The organism is Paenirhodobacter huangdaonensis, assembly GCF_004022465.1.
In the GTDB taxonomy this organism is placed as follows: Bacteria; Pseudomonadota; Alphaproteobacteria; order Rhodobacterales; family Rhodobacteraceae; genus Rhodobacter; species Rhodobacter huangdaonensis.
This window is the reverse complement of record NZ_SAVA01000007.1, coordinates 164,848-180,665: the sequence shown is the minus strand read 5'-3', so window position 1 is coordinate 180,665 and position 15,818 is coordinate 164,848. Positions and strand designations below refer to the sequence as shown.

The 15,818-nt window shown below is 67.6% G+C and carries 15 protein-coding genes; 10 read left to right on the top strand and 5 right to left on the bottom strand.

Annotated features, from left to right (window positions below; genetic code table 11):
• Window positions 1-10: 10 nt before the first annotated feature.
• The gene (locus tag EOW66_RS13260; RefSeq protein ID WP_128156804.1) at window positions 11-688 is read left to right on the top strand and encodes a flagellar hook capping FlgD N-terminal domain-containing protein; all 678 of its coding nucleotides are present in this window, start codon (window positions 11-13) and stop codon (window positions 686-688) included.
• Here the strand turns inward: EOW66_RS13260 and ubiB are convergent.
• Complete coding sequence (gene ubiB, locus EOW66_RS13255) at window positions 676-2,205, bottom strand: 2-polyprenylphenol 6-hydroxylase (protein ID WP_128156803.1); 1,530 nt, start codon at window positions 2,203-2,205, stop codon at window positions 676-678. The two genes, EOW66_RS13260 and ubiB, sit on opposite strands and share 13 nt — an antisense overlap.
• Window position 2,206: 1 nt before the next feature.
• Complete coding sequence (ubiE, locus tag EOW66_RS13250) at window positions 2,207-2,959, bottom strand: bifunctional demethylmenaquinone methyltransferase/2-methoxy-6-polyprenyl-1,4-benzoquinol methylase UbiE (RefSeq protein WP_128156802.1); 753 nt, start codon at window positions 2,957-2,959, stop codon at window positions 2,207-2,209.
• Window positions 2,960-3,034: 75 nt separating this feature from the next.
• Between ubiE and mutM the strand changes: the two genes are divergently transcribed.
• From mutM to EOW66_RS13205, 9 genes are all read left to right on the top strand, one after another.
• The gene (gene mutM, locus EOW66_RS13245; RefSeq protein ID WP_113901620.1) at window positions 3,035-3,880 is read left to right on the top strand and encodes a bifunctional DNA-formamidopyrimidine glycosylase/DNA-(apurinic or apyrimidinic site) lyase; all 846 of its coding nucleotides are present in this window, start codon (window positions 3,035-3,037) and stop codon (window positions 3,878-3,880) included.
• 86 nt (window positions 3,881-3,966) lie between these two features.
• Window positions 3,967-4,743 carry an enoyl-CoA hydratase gene (locus tag EOW66_RS13240; protein ID WP_128156801.1) on the top strand — a complete coding sequence of 259 codons (777 nt, stop codon included), beginning with the start codon at window positions 3,967-3,969 and terminating at the stop codon, window positions 4,741-4,743.
• A gap of 173 nt (window positions 4,744-4,916) precedes the next feature.
• Window positions 4,917-5,183: a 30S ribosomal protein S20 gene (rpsT, locus tag EOW66_RS13235; RefSeq protein ID WP_113901618.1), complete on the top strand. Its 267-nt coding sequence runs from the start codon at window positions 4,917-4,919 to the stop codon at window positions 5,181-5,183.
• Between the two features lie 478 nt (window positions 5,184-5,661).
• Window positions 5,662-7,026: a chromosomal replication initiator protein DnaA gene (gene dnaA / locus EOW66_RS13230; protein WP_239017587.1), complete on the top strand. Its 1,365-nt coding sequence runs from the start codon at window positions 5,662-5,664 to the stop codon at window positions 7,024-7,026.
• A gap of 100 nt (window positions 7,027-7,126) precedes the next feature.
• The gene (gene dnaN, locus EOW66_RS13225; RefSeq protein ID WP_128156799.1) at window positions 7,127-8,245 is read left to right on the top strand and encodes a DNA polymerase III subunit beta; all 1,119 of its coding nucleotides are present in this window, start codon (window positions 7,127-7,129) and stop codon (window positions 8,243-8,245) included.
• 52 nt (window positions 8,246-8,297) lie between these two features.
• Complete coding sequence (gene recF / locus EOW66_RS13220; protein WP_128156798.1) at window positions 8,298-9,353, top strand: DNA replication/repair protein RecF; 1,056 nt, start codon at window positions 8,298-8,300, stop codon at window positions 9,351-9,353.
• A complete protein-coding gene (locus tag EOW66_RS13215; protein WP_128156797.1) occupies window positions 9,350-9,796 on the top strand; it encodes a VOC family protein in 447 nt (148 codons plus the stop codon). The genes recF and EOW66_RS13215 overlap by 4 nt, the downstream gene beginning before the upstream one ends.
• Window positions 9,797-9,869: 73 nt before the next feature.
• On the top strand, window positions 9,870-12,320 hold the full coding sequence (gene gyrB / locus EOW66_RS13210) for a DNA topoisomerase (ATP-hydrolyzing) subunit B (RefSeq protein ID WP_128156796.1): 2,451 nt from the start codon (window positions 9,870-9,872) through the stop codon (window positions 12,318-12,320).
• A gap of 179 nt (window positions 12,321-12,499) precedes the next feature.
• On the top strand, window positions 12,500-13,405 hold the full coding sequence (locus EOW66_RS13205; protein WP_113901613.1) for a LysR family transcriptional regulator: 906 nt from the start codon (window positions 12,500-12,502) through the stop codon (window positions 13,403-13,405).
• A 34-nt stretch (window positions 13,406-13,439) separates the two neighbouring features.
• Here EOW66_RS13205 and EOW66_RS13200 read toward each other — a convergent pair whose 3' ends face one another.
• The 3 genes from EOW66_RS13200 to EOW66_RS13190 are packed head-to-tail and all read right to left on the bottom strand — an operon-like array spanning window position 13,440 to window position 15,807.
• Window positions 13,440-14,375: an OmpA family protein gene (locus EOW66_RS13200; RefSeq protein ID WP_128156795.1), complete on the bottom strand. Its 936-nt coding sequence runs from the start codon at window positions 14,373-14,375 to the stop codon at window positions 13,440-13,442.
• Window positions 14,372-15,082 (bottom strand): GNAT family N-acetyltransferase, encoded by a 711-nt coding sequence (locus EOW66_RS13195; RefSeq protein WP_128156794.1) that lies wholly within the window; start codon window positions 15,080-15,082, stop codon window positions 14,372-14,374. Before EOW66_RS13195 ends, EOW66_RS13200 begins: the two co-directional genes overlap by 4 nt.
• Entirely contained in the window at window positions 15,079-15,807 is a 729-nt protein-coding gene (locus tag EOW66_RS13190; protein WP_128156793.1) for a competence/damage-inducible protein A, read from the bottom strand. Before EOW66_RS13190 ends, EOW66_RS13195 begins: the two co-directional genes overlap by 4 nt.
• Window positions 15,808-15,818 lie beyond the last annotated feature (11 nt).

Genomic DNA, 15,818 nt, shown 5'->3' with positions numbered 1-15,818 from the left:
GGACAGCGCCATGAGCACCGTTTCCGGCATCACCCCGGCCACCGCCGGCCCGGCCAGCAGCACCACCACCGGCTCGGGCACCAACATCAGTTCCGATTACCAGATGTTCCTGTCCCTGCTGACCACGCAGATGCAGAACCAGGATCCGACCGACCCGATCGACAGCTCGGATTACGCGGTGCAGCTCGCCACCTTCTCGGGCGTCGAGCAGCAGGTGAAGACGAACGAGCTGCTGACCAGCATGGCGACGCAGCTCGGCCTGCTCGGCGTGACGCAATATGCGGGCTGGGTGGGGATGGAGGCGCGGGTGGCGGCGCCCGCCTATTTCGACGGCACGACGCCGCTCACCGTCGCACCGAACCCGGTGACCGGCGCCGATCAGGCGGTGCTGGTGGTGAAGGACGCCTCGGGGACGGAAGTGGCGCGGCGGAACGTCGGCACCACGGCCGAGACGCTCGACTGGGCCGGCACCGACAATTCCGGCACCGCCCTGCCCGCCGGGGTCTATTCCTTCGAGCTTGAAAGCTACAACAGCGGCACCCTGCTTTCGACCGACACCGCCGAGGTCTACAGCCCGATCGCCGAGGTGCAGGGCACGGCGGGCGGGTCAGTGCTGGTGCTGCGCGGCGGCGCACAGGTGGCGCCCGCCGACATCACCGGGCTGCGCGACCCCGATCAGAGCACCTGAGCCGCGATCAGCCCAAGCGCGAAAGCCGCAAGCCCGCCAAGCGCCAGCCAGCCGTTGTGGCGGCGTTCGGGCGCGGGCGCGGGGGCGGGCCCGTTCACCCGCCGCTCGATCAGCTCCTGCAGCAGCGCCGGCATCCGCGGCCCGAAATGGCCCAGCACCAGCGCCGTGCGTTTCAGATCGCGCAGCGCCGCGCGCGGGCCGAGGTTCTCGCGGATGTAGGTCTCGACCACCGGCCGGGCCACTTCCCACATGTTCATCGCCGGGTTGAGCGAGCGCGACACGCCCTCGACCACCACCATCGTGCGCTGCAGCAAGATCAGCTCGGTGCGGGTCTGCATGCCGAAGCGTTCGGTCACCTCGAAGAGATAGGCGAGCAGCTTCGCCATCGAGATCTGCGTCGCGTTCATGCCGAAGATCGGCTCGCCCACGGCGCGCAGCGCCAGCGCGAAGGCGTTCACGTCGCGGTCGGCCGGCACATAGCCCGCCTCGAAATGCACCTCGGCCACGCGGCGGTAATCGCGCCGGATGAAGCCCATCAGGATCTCGGCATAGACGCGGCGGGTGTATTCGTCGATCTGCCCCATGATGCCGAAGTCATAGGCGATGACATCACCGTTCGCCGCGACCTTCAGGTTGCCCTGATGCATGTCGGCGTGGAAATAGCCGTCGCGCAGGGCATGGCTGAGGAACAGCTGCAGCACCCGCTCGGACAGCGCCACGAGGTCATGGCCGGCCGCGCGCAGCGCCGGCACATCGCCCATCGCCGTGCCCTCGGCCCAGTCCATCACCATCACCGTGCGGCCGGACAGCGCCCAGACCGGCGCCGGCACGCGGAAATGCGCGTCCCGCGCGGTGTTCGCGGCGAATTGCGAGGCGGCGGCGGCCTCGAGCCGCAGGTCGAGCTCGCCCAGAACGGTCTGCTCGAAATGGCTCACCACCTCGGTCGGTTTCAGCCGGCGGGTGCCGGGCAGAAGCCGCTCGATCATCCCGGCAGCGAAATGGAAGGCATCAAGGTCGCGACGGAAGGCGCGCTCGATTCCCGGCCGCAGCACCTTCACCGCGACGGTCTCGCCGGTTCCGGCCAGCACCGCCGAATGCACCTGCGCGATCGAGGCGGCGGCGACGGGTTCGGAGAATGTCGTGAAGATCTCCCCGACCGGGCGGCCAAGCTCCTCGGCGATCGCGGCCTTGGCCAGCGCCGTGTCGAAGGGCGGCAGCTTGTCTTGCAGCACCCGCAGCTGGTTCGCCAGATCCTCGCCCACCACATCGGGGCGGGTGGACAGCACCTGGCCGAACTTGATGTAGGCGGGCCCGAGCGCGGTGATCGCGCGCGTCACCGGCGGCAGCGCCGGATCGCCCTTGTAGCCGAGCCACTTGAACGGCCAGCCGATGATCCGCGCCACCAGCCGCAGCCGCGGCGGCGCCTCCATCGCCTCGAGCGCGACGCTCATCGCGCCGGTGCGTTCGAAGGTGGCGCCGGTGCGGATCAGCCGCCAGATATTGTGAGGGCCCCGCATCTCAGATCTTCCAGCCGGAATGCAGCGCGGCGATGCCCATGGTCAGGTTGCGATATTTGACATGCTCGAAGCCGGCCTCGCGGATCATCGAGGCGAAGATCTCCTGCGTCGGGAACTTGCGGATCGATTCCACCAGATATTGATAGCTGTCGCGGTCATTCGCCACGATCTGCCCCATCACCGGGATGACGTTGAAGGAATAGGCGTCATAGAGCGATTGCAGCATGTCGTTCGGGATCTGGCTGAACTCGAGCACCATGATCCGCCCGCCCGGACGCAGCACGCGATAGGCCTCGCGCAGCGCGTCGGGGATCCGGGTCACGTTCCGGATGCCGAAGGAAATCGTGTAGACGTCGAAGGTATTGTCCTCGAACGGCAGCTCCATCGCGTCGCCGACGACCCAGCTCAGCCGCTCGGCCATGTCCTCGGCCTCGGCGCGCTTCTGGCCCTCGATCAGCATCGATTCCGTCATGTCGCAGACAGTGGCCGTGGCGCCCGGCGCGCGCTTGAGGAAGCGGAAGGCGACGTCGCCGGTGCCGCCTGCCACGTCGAGCAGCCTCTGCCCCGGCCGTGGCGCAAGCCAGTCCATCATCGCATCCTTCCAGATGCGGTGGATGCCCATGCTCATCAGGTCGTTCATAATGTCGTATTTCGAGGCCACGCGCGAGAACACGCCATGGACCATTCCGGCCTTCGCGTCCTCGTCCACGGTCTGGAAGCCGAAATGCGTGGTTCTCGTCTGTTCTGTCGTCATGGTCTCTTGCCGATCCCGAAATCTCCCCCTTCTTATAGGGGCCCTTGCGGCCAAGACAATGCGACAGGAAAGAAGATGCCCGAACTGCCCGAGGTGGAAACCGTGCGACGGGGCCTTGCCCCGGCGATGGAGGGGCGGCGGATCGAGGCCGCGCAGGTGAACCGCCCCGACCTGCGCTGGCCGCTGCCCGAGCACATGGCCGAGCGGCTGACCGGGCGGCGCGTCGAGCAGCTGCGGCGGCGCTCGAAATACATTCTGGCCGATCTCGACAGCGGCGAGAGCCTGCTCATCCACCTTGGCATGTCGGGGCGGATGCTGGTGTCGGGGGTGATGCTCGGCGACTATCACCTCGACCATCCGGCGCCGCAAAAGCACGATCACGTGGTGCTGGAAATGGAAGGCGGCGCCCGCGTCACCTTCAACGATGCGCGCCGCTTCGGGGCGATGGACCTTGTGCGCACCGACCGCGAGGCAGCGCACTGGCTGCTGGCGGGGCTCGGCCCCGAGCCCTTCGGCAACGAGTTCCACGAGGACTATCTTGTCGAGCGGCTGAAGGGCCGGGCAAGCCCGATCAAGACCGCGCTGCTGGATCAGCATGTCGTCGCCGGGCTTGGCAACATCTATGTCTCCGAGGTGCTGTTTCGCGCCGGCATCGACCCGCGCCGGCCCGCCGGGCGGATCGCGGCGAAGCGGATCGCGGCGCTCGTGCCGCTGGTGCGCGAGGTGCTGAGCGAGGCGATCGAGGCCGGCGGGTCGTCGCTGCGCGACCACCGTCAGGCCGATGGCGAGCTTGGTTATTTCCAGCATTCCTTCCGCGTCTACGACCGCGAGGGCGAGCCCTGCCCCACCTGCGGCACCCCGGTTCGGCGCATCGTGCAATCGGGCCGGTCGAGCTATTTCTGCCCGCAGTGCCAGAAATAGCGGCTATGCTGCAGCTGCGAGGGGGTCTTGATAATCGCCCAGACCCTGTTACGACTCCGGCCCAGCATAAGGAAAGGCACTGCCACATGGCCTACCAGACCCTGATCGTCGAGATCGAAGACTATGTCGCCCTGATCCGACTGAACCGTCCCGAAGCCCTGAACGCCCTGAACTCGACCCTGCTGGGCGAGCTGGCCGATGCGCTCGCCGCGGCGGACAAGAACGACAAGGTGCGCTGCATCGTCATCACCGGTTCGGAGAAGGCGTTCGCGGCCGGTGCCGACATCAAGGAGATGTCGGAGCAGAGCTTCGTCGACATGTTCACCAAGAACTTCTTCAGCACCGAGACCGACGGCATCCTGAAGACCCGCAAGCCGGTGATCGCGGCGGTGGCGGGCTATGCGCTCGGCGGCGGCTGCGAGCTGGCGATGATGTGCGATTTCATCATCGCCGCCGAGAACGCCAAGTTCGGCCAGCCCGAGATCAACCTCGGCGTCGTCGCCGGCATGGGCGGCACGCAGCGGCTGACCCGCTTCGTCGGCAAGTCGAAGTCGATGGACATGCATCTGACCGGCCGTTTCATGGATGCGGCCGAGGCGGAACGTTCGGGCCTTGTCAGCCGCGTCGTGCCGCTGGCCCAGCTGCTGCCCGACGCGATGGCCGCGGCGCACAAGATCGCCGAGAAATCGCTGCTGAGCACGATGGTGGTGAAGGAATGCGTCAACCGCGCCTACGAGACCACCCTCGCCGAGGGCGTGCATTTCGAGCGCCGCGTCTTCTATGCGCTGTTCTCGACCGAGGACCAGAAGGAGGGCATGTCGGCCTTCCTCGAAAAGCGCGAACCGCAGTTCCGCGACCGCTGAGCCGTCCCGGCTCCGATTGGCCGCCGAAGGGGCTTTCCTTTCGGCGGCTTTTGCCGTAATGGCAGCCCTCACATGCGCGTGCAGCCCGCTTTGGCTCGAATCATCCGGTTCTCCGAGAGACCGGGCTTTGTGCGCTATCCTGACGCAACTGACCCGGAAAGTGGGAAAGAACCATGGCCAATACGCCCCAGTCCAAGAAGCGCGCCCGTCAGAACGAGCGCCGCAACGACATCAACCGCGCGCGCCGCTCGCGCATCCGCACCTTCCTGCGCAAGGTCGAAGAAGCGATCGCCTCGGGCGACGCGACCGCCGCCAAGACCGCGCTGCTGGCCGCCGAGCCGGAACTGGCCCGCGGCGTGACCAAGGGCGTGCTGCACAAGAACACCGTCTCGCGCAAGGTTTCGCGCCTTTCGGCCCGCGTGAAAGCGCTGGCGAACTGAGCCGCAGATTGCTGCAGCGCAGAGACTCGGTTTAAGGGCGCCTTCGGGCGCCCTTTTTCATATTTTCAAGACATTTCAATGCATTATTCGCGGCTGTTGCGCGTTTTCCCATCCCCGGAGATTCGATTTCGGGAATCCCCCGTCAAGCGCGAAGTTCGGTTGCAGCACGGCAGGAGGGCGCGCTAGCTTGCCTCAGCGATTCACATCGCCTTGGGGGACATGACGCGTCTTCGACCGCCGGAGCAGGCATAAAGTCTGCCACGACAACGAAAAAAGCCGGGGGTTCCGGTGTCGAAGAAGCGAATCCGATTCTGAAGGCTGCCGCCTTCCGAGATTCGGCATCCAGTGCCTTGCCCGGTTTTCACCGGGCCTGTTGCCGTGTCCTATTGCAGGGGTTCCGACCCGCGTCCGCGCGGGTCCCTGTTCCGGGGAGATGTGTGCACCGAAACTGCATGTAGACTCTAAAGGCAACAAGAAGATGACCAAAGAAACCTGGGGGCGGGTGTGCAATGAACTTCTCAAGACTGTCGGCAAGAGCAACTACACGACCTGGATCGCGCCGCTGCGCATGATCGACATGGCCGAAGGCATCGCCGCCTTCGAGGCTCCGACGAAATTCATGCGCGACTGGGTGTCGCGCAACTTCGGCGAGGCGATCCTGCGCGAGTTGCGCAACGACGGCCACGTCGTCGAGCGGATCGAATTCCGCGTGCCCGAACTGCGCCCGATTCCGGCAAACGAGGTCTCGCGACCCGTTGCCGCACCGGCACCTGCCGCACCGAAGGCCCGCAGTGACGAGGACCTGCCCGGCGCACCGCTCGATGCCCGCTTCACCTTCGACAGCTTCGTCGTCGGCAAGCCGAACGAGCTTGCCCATGCCGCCGCGCGGCGCGTGGCCGAGGGCGGCCCCGTCACCTTCAACCCGCTGTTCCTCTATGGTGGCGTCGGCCTCGGCAAGACCCACCTGATGCACGCCATCGCGCACGAGCTGCAGATCCGCCGCCCCGAGGCGCGGGTGCGCTATCTGTCCGCCGAGCAGTTCATGTACCGCTTCGTGCAGGCGCTGCGCGAACGCCAGATCATGGACTTCAAGGAGATGTTCCGCTCGGTCGACGTGCTGATGGTCGATGACGTGCAGTTCATCGCCGGCAAGGACAGCACGCAGGAAGAATTCTTCCACACCTTCAATGCGCTCGTCGATCAGGGCAAGCAGATCATCATCTCGGCCGACCGCGCGCCGGGCGAGATCAAGGATCTCGAGGAGCGGATCAAGTCGCGCCTGCAATGCGGCCTCGTGGTCGACCTGCACCCGACCGATTACGAGCTGCGCCTTGGCATCTTGCAAACCAAGACCGAGGCTTACCGCGCGCAATATCCGGGGCTGACGATGGCCGATGGCGTGCTCGAGTTCCTCGCGCATCGGATCACCACCAACGTGCGTGTGCTCGAAGGCGCGCTGACCCGGCTCTTTGCCTTCGCCTCGCTCGTCGGCAAGGAGATCTCCCTCGACCTCGCGCAGGAATGCCTCACCGACATCCTGCGCGCCTCGGACCGCAAGGTCACGATCGAGGAGATCCAGCGCAAGGTGGCCGAGCATTACAACGTGCGCCTGTCCGACATGATCGGGCCGAAGCGCGTGCGCACCATCGCCCGGCCGCGGCAGGTGGCGATGTATCTGTCGAAGCAGCTCACCACCCGCTCGCTGCCGGAGATCGGCCGCCGCTTCGGCGGGCGCGATCACACCACGATCATGCACGGCATTCGCAAGATCGAGGAACTGATGGGCTCGGACCGCCAGATCGCCGAGGATATCGACCTGCTGCGCCGTCTTCTCGAGTCCTGACGTCTTGACGCTTCGGCCAAAGCGGCCGAATGTCCGAAAAAACTTGTGCCGGTGCGGGGAGATGCTACCTTTCCGCCCCCGGTTGCCGTGAGGGATGGAAATGAAGATCAGCATCGAACGCGCCGCACTGCTCAAGGCCGTGGCGCAGGCACAGTCGGTCGTGGAGCGGCGCAACACCATCCCGATCCTGGCGAACGTGCTGGTCGAGGCAGAGGGCGACAGCGTCTCCTTCCGCGCCACCGACCTCGACATCGAGGTGGTGAACAAGGCTCCGGCGCAGGTCGAACGCGCCGGCGCCACGACGGTTTCGGCGGTGATGCTGCATGAGATCGTGCGCAAGCTGCCCGACGGGGCGCTGGTGGTGCTGGCCGATGATCCGGCCGCGGGGCGGCTGACGATCCAGGCGGGGCGGTCGAGCTTCAACCTCGCCACGCTGCCGCGGGAAGATTTCCCGGTCATGGCCTCGTCGGAATACACGGCGAATTTCACCGCCAAGGCGGGGATGCTGAAGCGGCTGTTCGACAAGTCGAAATTCGCGATCTCGACCGAGGAGACGCGCTATTACCTGAACGGCGTCTACATGCATGTGGCGACCGGCGAGAGCGGCCCGGTGCTGCGCTGCGTGGCGACCGACGGCCACCGCCTGGCCCGCATCGACGCGCCGCTGCCCGCGGGCGCCGAGGGCATGCCGGGCGTGATCGTGCCGCGCAAGACGGTGAACGAGCTGCGCAAGCTGCTTGATGACGACGAGGCCGACATCGCGGTTTCGGTGAGCGAGACCAAGGTCCGCTTCGCCACGCCCGAGATCACCCTGACCTCGAAGGTGATCGACGGCACCTTCCCCGATTATTCGCGCGTGATCCCGATGGGCAATGCGCGCCGGCTGGAAGTGGATGCGGCGGAGTTTGCCAAGGCCGTCGACCGCGTGGCCACCGTGTCCTCGGAACGCTCGCGCGCCGTCAAGCTGAGCCTCGAGGAGGACCGGCTGGTGCTCTCGGTCAATGCCCCCGATTCCGGCGCGGCCGAGGAAGAGCTGGCCGTCGCCTATGACGACGAGCGGCTGGAGATCGGCTTCAACGCGAAATACCTGCTGGAGATCGCCAGCCAGGTCGACCGCGAGAACGCCGTCTTCCTGTTCAACTCCTCGGGCGATCCGACGCTGATGCGCGAGGGCAATGACACCTCGGCGGTCTATGTCGTGATGCCGATGCGCGTGTGAGGCGGGCGAACGCCTCCGGCGGGAGTATTTTTGCCAGGAAAACGAGGGGCCGATGCTGCGGGATCTGACGCTGCTGCAGTTCCGCTCGCATCGCCGCGCGCAGTTCACCTTCGATGGCCGGCCGGTGGCGATCTGGGGGCCGAACGGCGCCGGCAAGACCTCGGTACTCGAGGCGGTGTCGCTGCTCTCGCCCGGGCGCGGGCTGCGCCGGGCCGGTTCCGAGGAGCTGATCCGCCGGCAGGAGGCCGTGGGCTGGAAGATCCGCGCCGAGATCGGCGGTCAGGCGGTCGAGACCATGGCCCTGCCCGGCGCCTCGCGCGAGGTGACGATCGACGGCAAGGCCGCGCCGCAGCTGGCGCTTGGCCGGCTGATGCGGGTGCTGTGGCTGGTGCCCTCGATGGACCGGCTCTGGATCGAGGCGGCGGAGGGGCGGCGGCGCTTCCTCGACCGGATGACGCTTTCCTTCGATCCCGCCCATGCGGAAGCGGTGCTGGCCTATGAAAAGGCGATGCGCGAGCGCAACCGGCTGCTCAAGGACATGGTGACCGACGCCGGCTGGTATGGCGCGCTCGAGACGCGGATGGCCGAGGCCGCCACCCGCATCACGGCGGCCCGCGCCACGGCGCTGTCCCGGATCGCGGCGGCGCAGGCCGGGGCGGCGACGGCCTTTCCGGCCGCCGCGCTGACCCTGGTGAACGAGGGGCCCGCGGATCTGGCGGCGGCGCTCGCCGCCGGGCGGCGGCGCGACATGGCGGCCGGCCGCACGCTCGAGGGGCCGCACCGCGCCGATCTCGAGGCGATCTATGCCGAGAAGGCGATCCCCGCCGCGCAATGCTCGACCGGCGAGCAGAAGGCGCTTCTGATCTCGCTGCTGCTGGCCAATGCGCGGGCCGTTGCGGGGGCGCCTTGCGTGCTTTTGCTCGATGAGGTCGCGGCGCATCTGGACGCGGGCCGGCGCGCGGCGCTTTATGACGAGGTCTGCGCGCTCTCCGCGCAGGTGATGATGACCGGCACCGGGGCGGAGCTGTTCGACAGTCTCGGCGCGCGGGGTCAGGGCTGGCAGGTGACCGAGGTGGGGGGAACCTCGCAGGTCGAGGAGGTGCGATGAGTTATCCGGTGCAGCGCGTGAGCCTGATCACGCTCGGCGTGCGCAACCTGACCGCGGCCCGCCGCTTCTACGAGGCGCTTGGCTGGCGCCCGGCCGAGGCGACGCAGGCGGTGGTCTTCTTCCGCCTGCCGGGGATGGCGCTTGGCCTCTTCGGGCTGAAGGATCTGGCCGAGGATCAGGGCCGGCCCGAGGTGCCGCTGGGCACCGGCGCGATCACGCTGGCACAGAATTTCGCGACCGAGGCCGATGTCGACGCCGCCTTCGCCGCCGCGCTTGCCGCCGGCGCCGAGCCGGTGAAACCGCCCGCGCGCACCTTCTGGGGCGGCTATTCCGGCTATTGGGCCGACCTTGACGGCCATGTCTGGGAAGTGGCGCGAAATCCGTTCTGGCCGCTTGACGAGACCGGCGCGCTGAGCCTGCCGGACGGGGCCGTCCTGCCCTGAAAACCCCCGCTATCGCGTGACATTGCCGCGCCGAACTCCTATAAGTCCGCAACACTTGTCAGGATAGGCGCGCATGACCGAAAACAGCCCGAAGAAGTCCGACTACAGCGCGGAGTCCATCAAGGTTCTCAAGGGCCTGGAGGCCGTGCGCAAACGGCCGGGCATGTATATCGGCGACACCGACGACGGCTCGGGCCTGCATCACATGGTCTATGAGGTCGTCGACAACGGCATCGACGAGGCACTTGCGGGCTATGCCAATTACGTCGCGGTGAAGATCCATGCCGACAGCTCGGTCTCGGTGCGCGACAACGGCCGCGGCATCCCGGTCGACATGCACCACGAGGAAGGCGTCTCGGCGGCCGAGGTCATCATGACCCAGCTGCACGCCGGCGGCAAATTCAACAACACCGACGAGGGCGGCAACGCCTACAAGGTGTCGGGCGGTCTGCACGGCGTCGGCGTTTCGGTGGTGAACGCGCTGTCCGACTGGCTCGAGCTCAAGGTCTGGCGCAACGACAAGGTCTATTTCGCCCGCTTCGAGAAGGGCGAATGCGTCGAGCATGTGCGCGAGATCGGCGATGCGCCGGGCGAGAAGGGCACCGAGGTGCGCTTCATGGCCTCGGCCAAGACCAACGACCCCGAGGGCACCTTCTCGAACCTCGACTACAGCTTCAAGACGCTGGAGACGCGGCTGCGCGAGCTTGCCTTCCTGAACTCGGGCGTGCGCATCCTGCTCGAGGACGAGCGCCCGGCCGAGCCGCTGCATGTCGAGCTGCATTACGACGGCGGCGTCAAGGAATTCGTGAAATACCTCGACCGTTCGAAGAGCGCGCTGATCCCCGACCCGATCTACATGGTGGGCGAGGTGCGCGGCATCGGCGTCGAAGTGGCGCTGTGGTGGAACGACGGCTACCACGAGACCGTGCTGCCCTTCACCAACAACATCCCGCAGCGCGACGGCGGCACCCATCTTGCCGGCCTGCGCGGCGCGCTGACCCGGACGCTGACGAAATACGCCCAGGACAGCGGCATCGCCAAGAAGGAGAAGATCGACTTCACCGGCGACGACGCCCGCGAGGGGCTGACCTGCGTGCTGTCGGTCAAGGTGCCAGATCCGAAATTCTCCAGCCAGACCAAGGACAAGCTCGTCTCCTCCGAAGTCCGGCCGGCGGTCGAGAACCTGGTGAACGAGAAGCTCAGCGAATGGTTCGAGGAACATCCCGGCGAGGCGCGCACGATCGTCGGCAAGATCGTCGAGGCGGCGCTTGCCCGCGAGGCGGCGCGCAAGGCGCGCGAGCTCACCCGGCGCAAGACGGCGATGGACGTCGCCTCGCTGCCCGGCAAGCTTGCCGATTGCCAGTCGAAGGACCCCGCCGATTCCGAACTCTTCCTGGTCGAGGGGGATTCGGCCGGCGGCTCGGCCAAGCAGGGGCGCGAGCGCAAGAACCAGGCGGTGCTGCCTCTGCGCGGCAAGATCCTGAACGTCGAGCGCGCGCGTTTCGACCGGATGCTCGGCTCGGAGCAGATCGGCACGCTGATCACCGCGCTTGGCACCGGGATCGGCCGTGACGAGTTCAACATCGGCAAGCTGCGCTATCACAAGATCATCATCATGACGGATGCCGACGTCGACGGCGCCCATATCCGCACCCTGCTGCTGACCTTCTTCTTCCGGCAGATGCCCGAGCTGATCGAGCACGGCTATCTCTACATCGCGCAGCCGCCGCTCTACAAAGTCGCGCGCGGCAAGTCCGAGGTCTATCTGAAGGACCAGGCCGCCTTCGAGGAGTTCCTGATCCATCAGGGCATCGAGGGCGCGCGGCTGCGGCTTGGCGATGGTCAGGAGATCATCGGCGCCGATCTCGAGCGCGTGGTCGAGGAGGCGCGGATGATCCGCCGCATCCTGCAGGCCTTCCCGACGCATTACCCGCAAAGCATCCTCGAACAGGCGGCGATCGCCGGCGCGCTGGTGCCGGGCCGGGTCGATGCCGATGCGCAGGGCGTGGCGAATGCGGTGGCGACGCGGCTCGATCTTGTCGCGCTCGAATACGAGCGCGGCTGGAGCGGCCGTCCGACGCAGGACCACGGGCTGCGTTTTGCCCGCATGGTGCGCGGCGTCGAGGAGCACCGTGCCCTCGACGGCGCCGTGCTGCGCTCGGGCGAGGCGCGGCGGCTGGCGCAACACACGGCGCTGCTGCAGGAGGTCTATGGCACGCCCGCGAAGCTGATCCGCAAGGACCGCGAGCAGCTGATCTACGGCCCGCTCGCGCTGTTGCAGGCGATCCTGTCCGAGGGCGAGAAGGGGCTGACGCTGCAGCGCTACAAGGGGCTGGGCGAGATGAACCCGGAACAGCTGTGGGAAACCACGCTCGACCCCTCGGCGCGCACCCTGCTGCAGGTGAAGATCGACGACGTGGCCGAGGCCGACGACATCTTCACCAAGCTGATGGGCGACGTGGTCGAACCGCGCCGCGAGTTCATCCAGCAAAACGCGCTGAACGTCGAGAACCTCGACTTCTGAGTCCCGATCGGGCACCGGCACGCCGGCGCCCGATCCCGCCACCGGGCCTGCCCGCCCGTCGATGGCAATTGTTTCCCCGCGCAGGGCAATTCCCCCGTATTGTCCCCGCCGGGCCCCATTTGTGCCCGATTTCACACCGATGCATGAGGGAACCGAGAAACGTTCCCGAAGGGTGCACAATGGACCGCCTGACCGAAATGGAAGCCTTCGCCACCGTCGTCGATCAGGGCGGCTTCACCGATGCGGCGAAGAAGATGGGCATCTCCAAGTCCGCCGTGTCGAAACATGTCTCGGCGCTCGAGGCGCGGCTCGGGGCGCGGCTTTTGAACCGCACCACCCGCCGCGTCTCGCCGACCGAGATCGGCCTGGCCTATTACGACCGCGCCCGGCGCGTGCTGAACGACGCGGGCGAGGCCGATGCGCTCGTCACCGCGATGCAGGTGGCGCCCTCGGGTCTGCTGCGGATTTCGGTCGCCACCGATTTCGGGGTGAACCTGCTGTCGCCGGTGCTGGGCGATTTCCTGCAGGAATATCCCGAGATCACCGTGAACATGGTGCTGACCAATCGCTATGTCGAGCTGATCTCGGAGGGCTTCGACATGGCGATCCGGGTGGGCGAACTCGAGGACAGCACGCTGCGCGCACGCAAGCTGACCGAAAGCTCGCGCCGGATGATTGCCGCGCCCTCCTATTTCCAGAAATACGGCCGGCCGCAGAAGATCGACGACCTGAACGAGCATAAACTGCTGCATTATTCCAGCCAGTCGAACGGCAACGTCTGGAAGATCACCGCGCCCTCGGGCGAGCGGCGGCAGGTGCGCTCGGCCGGCTGGCTGACGGTGAACGACGGGCAATCGCTGCTGCATGCCTGCATCGCCGGGCTCGGTATCGCCTATCTGCCCTCGTTCCTCTACGCCGACGCGCTGAAACAGGGGCTGGTCGAGGAGGCGATCCCCGATCTGCCGATGGAGACGCTCGGCATCTATGCGGTCTATCCGCCCGGGCGCTTCACTCAGCCCAAGGTGCGCGCCTTCATCGACTTCCTCGCCCAGACCTTCGCCGACAAGGGCCCCGACAACTGGTGAATTCCCTCGCGCGGCGCCACTCCGTCCGGCGTCGTCACTGACGGGTCGGGGCCAGAACGGCTTCGACCCGTCTGTTTTTATCCCGCCCCTCGGGGGTCAGGCTGCTCGCCCGCGGCGCAAGCCAGCCCGCGCCCTCGGCGCTCAGCTGCTCGGGGGCGACGCCGTAATCGGCCAGGAGCCGCGCCCGCACCGAATCCGCCCGCCGCTTCGACAGCGCGATATTCGCCTCGAGCCCGCCGGTCGCATCGGTGTGGCCGACAAGGACGATCACCGCCTCGGGCCGCGTCGACAGATAGTCGGCCATGGCGCGCAGCGACGCGAAATCCTCGGGGCCAAGGTCGGTCGCGCCGCTCTCGAAGATCAGATCGTCGAGCGCCACCGCCCCCTTCGCCTCGATCTGCGTGGCGAAATCCGAGGGCGCGATCGCCGGCGCAGGCGTCGGCGCGGCAAGCGGATTGTCCGGCGTGGCCGGCCGCACGTCCTGCACCGTCATCGTCGTCAGGTGCACAAAGCCCGATTCCGACGAGCGCGAGACGGTCAGCGCCAGCCAGTCGGTGCCATGCCGCGCCGCCAGATAGCGGAAATCGCCCAGATCGACATGCATCTCGGGCTCGGCCAGCAGGTCGAGCTCATAGCGGAAGTCGAAGCCGCCGCAGGCCTCGGTCTCGCATTGGTAAAGGATCGTGTAGCCCGCTGCCTGGATCTGGTCGCGCAGCGGCGCCAGGATCTGCAGCGTCGTCTCCTGATCGGCACGCAGCCGCCAGGCAGTGTCGGTGCGCGTGCCCTCGAGCGTGCTTGCCGGCCCCGCGCCTTCCTGCCAGGGGCCGGTCAGCAACCGATAGCTGGTGGCTGCCGTGGTCGCCTCGGCCGAAACCGCGGCCCCGTCCGGCAAGGCAAGCTCAAGCGGGGCGGCAAGCGCCGGGGTGGCAAGCAGGGCGGCGGCGGTCAGCGCCAGAAGGGACAGTCTCATGCGGCGGGCTCGCGACGATAGTGATAGCTGCCGGCCGGCACCATGCCGAGCGCGGTATAAAGGGCGATGGCCGGGGCATTGGCGCTGCGTACGACGAGGGCGAAAGTCCCGGCGCCTTCGCCCCCGGCCCAGCGGACGGCCTCGGCGATGATCGAACGGGCAAGGCCGCGGCGGCGGAAGGCCGGCAGCACCTCGAGCGCGTGCAGCATCGCGACGCCCTCATGGATCGCCACGAACCCCGCCCCCGCGGCACGGTCCGAGGTGCGGCCGAGCACCGCGGCCTTCGGGCCCGCCGCGCGCTCGGCCACCGCCTGCCGCTCGGGCCCGATCTCGCCCTCGGCCCAGACCTCGCGGGTGATCGCGAGCGGCGGCCAATGCGCGAAGGCGGTCACCGGCGGCACCTCGGCGGGCAGCGCGGCAATCGGCGCGGTGAAAAGGGTGACCGGATCGAAGATCTCGAAGCCGCGGGCGGCAAGTGCCGCATCCAGCGCCGCCTCGCCCGGGCGGATGATGAATTTCGGCGGCTGGCCGAGGGCGCGATGCGCGGCGACGGCGGCACCGATGTCGGCCTCGTGCAGCGGCACTTCAAGGCTTGCCGTGCTGACCCGCGAGCCGCCGCCCAGCCCCTCGCGCACCTTGAAGCCGCCCGCAAGCCGGGTGCTTGCGGCGGGCCAGGTGGCGTCGATCACCTCGAAGAGATCGGTCATTGCCCCTCCGGGAAGGCGGCCTGCAGCGCGGCGAAGGCCCCTTCGAGCGCCGCGGGATCGGTCGAGCGCACCACGAGGTTGGTGCCATAGCGGCCCTCGGTGACGAAGGGATAGGAGCCGAAGCTTGCCTCGGGATGGGCGCCGGCAAGCGCGCGCAGCGCATCGGCGATCGTCGCCTCGGGCACCATCAGCTGCCAGCTGCGGCTGAGAAGCGGCGCGCCGCCGGTCAGCCGCGGCAAAAGCCCCGCCACCATCGCCTGGAAGATGTTCGGCACCCCGGCCATGACGTGGCAGTTCCCAACCGAGAAGCCCGGCGCCGAGGACACCGGGTTGTCGATCAGCGCCGCGCCCTCGGGGATGCGCGCCATCCGCAGCCGCGCCTCGGTGAACTCGAGGCCGCGGGCGGCGTAATGGGCGGCAAGGATCGCGCGGGCATCGTCGCGCACGCCGATCGTGCGGCCAAAGGCATCGGCCACGGCATCGGCGGTGATGTCGTCATGCGTCGGCCCGATGCCGCCCGAGGTGAACAGCTGGTCATGTGCGGCGGAAAGCTCGCGCACCGCTGCGACGATCGTCGCGTGATCGTCGCCGATGACGCGGATCTGGCGCAGGTCGATCCCGGCCTTTGCAAGTTCGCCGGCGAGGAACCAGGCGTTGCCCTCGCGGGTGCGGCCGGTGAGGATCTCGTCGCCGATAATCAGGATGGCAGCGGTCGGATTGGGCATCTCGGGCCTCC

Excerpts from the sequence above, each read along its gene's own strand:
- dnaN (WP_128156799.1), top strand. The coding sequence starts at position 7,127 with ATGAAGATCAGCATCGAACGCGCCGCACTGCTCAAGGCCGTGGCGCAG.
- EOW66_RS13190 (WP_128156793.1), bottom strand. The coding sequence starts at position 15,807 with ATGCCCAATCCGACCGCTGCCATCCTGATTATCGGCGACGAGATCCTC.
- rpsT (WP_113901618.1), top strand. The coding sequence starts at position 4,917 with ATGGCCAATACGCCCCAGTCCAAGAAGCGCGCCCGTCAGAACGAGCGC.
- EOW66_RS13240 (WP_128156801.1), top strand. The coding sequence starts at position 3,967 with ATGGCCTACCAGACCCTGATCGTCGAGATCGAAGACTATGTCGCCCTG.
- gyrB (WP_128156796.1), top strand. The coding sequence starts at position 9,870 with ATGACCGAAAACAGCCCGAAGAAGTCCGACTACAGCGCGGAGTCCATC.
- EOW66_RS13260 (WP_128156804.1), top strand. The coding sequence starts at position 11 with ATGAGCACCGTTTCCGGCATCACCCCGGCCACCGCCGGCCCGGCCAGC.
- EOW66_RS13205 (WP_113901613.1), top strand. The coding sequence starts at position 12,500 with ATGGACCGCCTGACCGAAATGGAAGCCTTCGCCACCGTCGTCGATCAG.
- mutM (WP_113901620.1), top strand. The coding sequence starts at position 3,035 with ATGCCCGAACTGCCCGAGGTGGAAACCGTGCGACGGGGCCTTGCCCCG.
- ubiB (WP_128156803.1), bottom strand. The coding sequence starts at position 2,205 with ATGCGGGGCCCTCACAATATCTGGCGGCTGATCCGCACCGGCGCCACC.
- dnaA (WP_239017587.1), top strand. The coding sequence starts at position 5,662 with ATGACCAAAGAAACCTGGGGGCGGGTGTGCAATGAACTTCTCAAGACT.
- EOW66_RS13195 (WP_128156794.1), bottom strand. The coding sequence starts at position 15,082 with ATGACCGATCTCTTCGAGGTGATCGACGCCACCTGGCCCGCCGCAAGC.
- EOW66_RS13215 (WP_128156797.1), top strand. The coding sequence starts at position 9,350 with ATGAGTTATCCGGTGCAGCGCGTGAGCCTGATCACGCTCGGCGTGCGC.
- EOW66_RS13200 (WP_128156795.1), bottom strand. The coding sequence starts at position 14,375 with ATGAGACTGTCCCTTCTGGCGCTGACCGCCGCCGCCCTGCTTGCCACC.
- recF (WP_128156798.1), top strand. The coding sequence starts at position 8,298 with ATGCTGCGGGATCTGACGCTGCTGCAGTTCCGCTCGCATCGCCGCGCG.
- ubiE (WP_128156802.1), bottom strand. The coding sequence starts at position 2,959 with ATGACGACAGAACAGACGAGAACCACGCATTTCGGCTTCCAGACCGTG.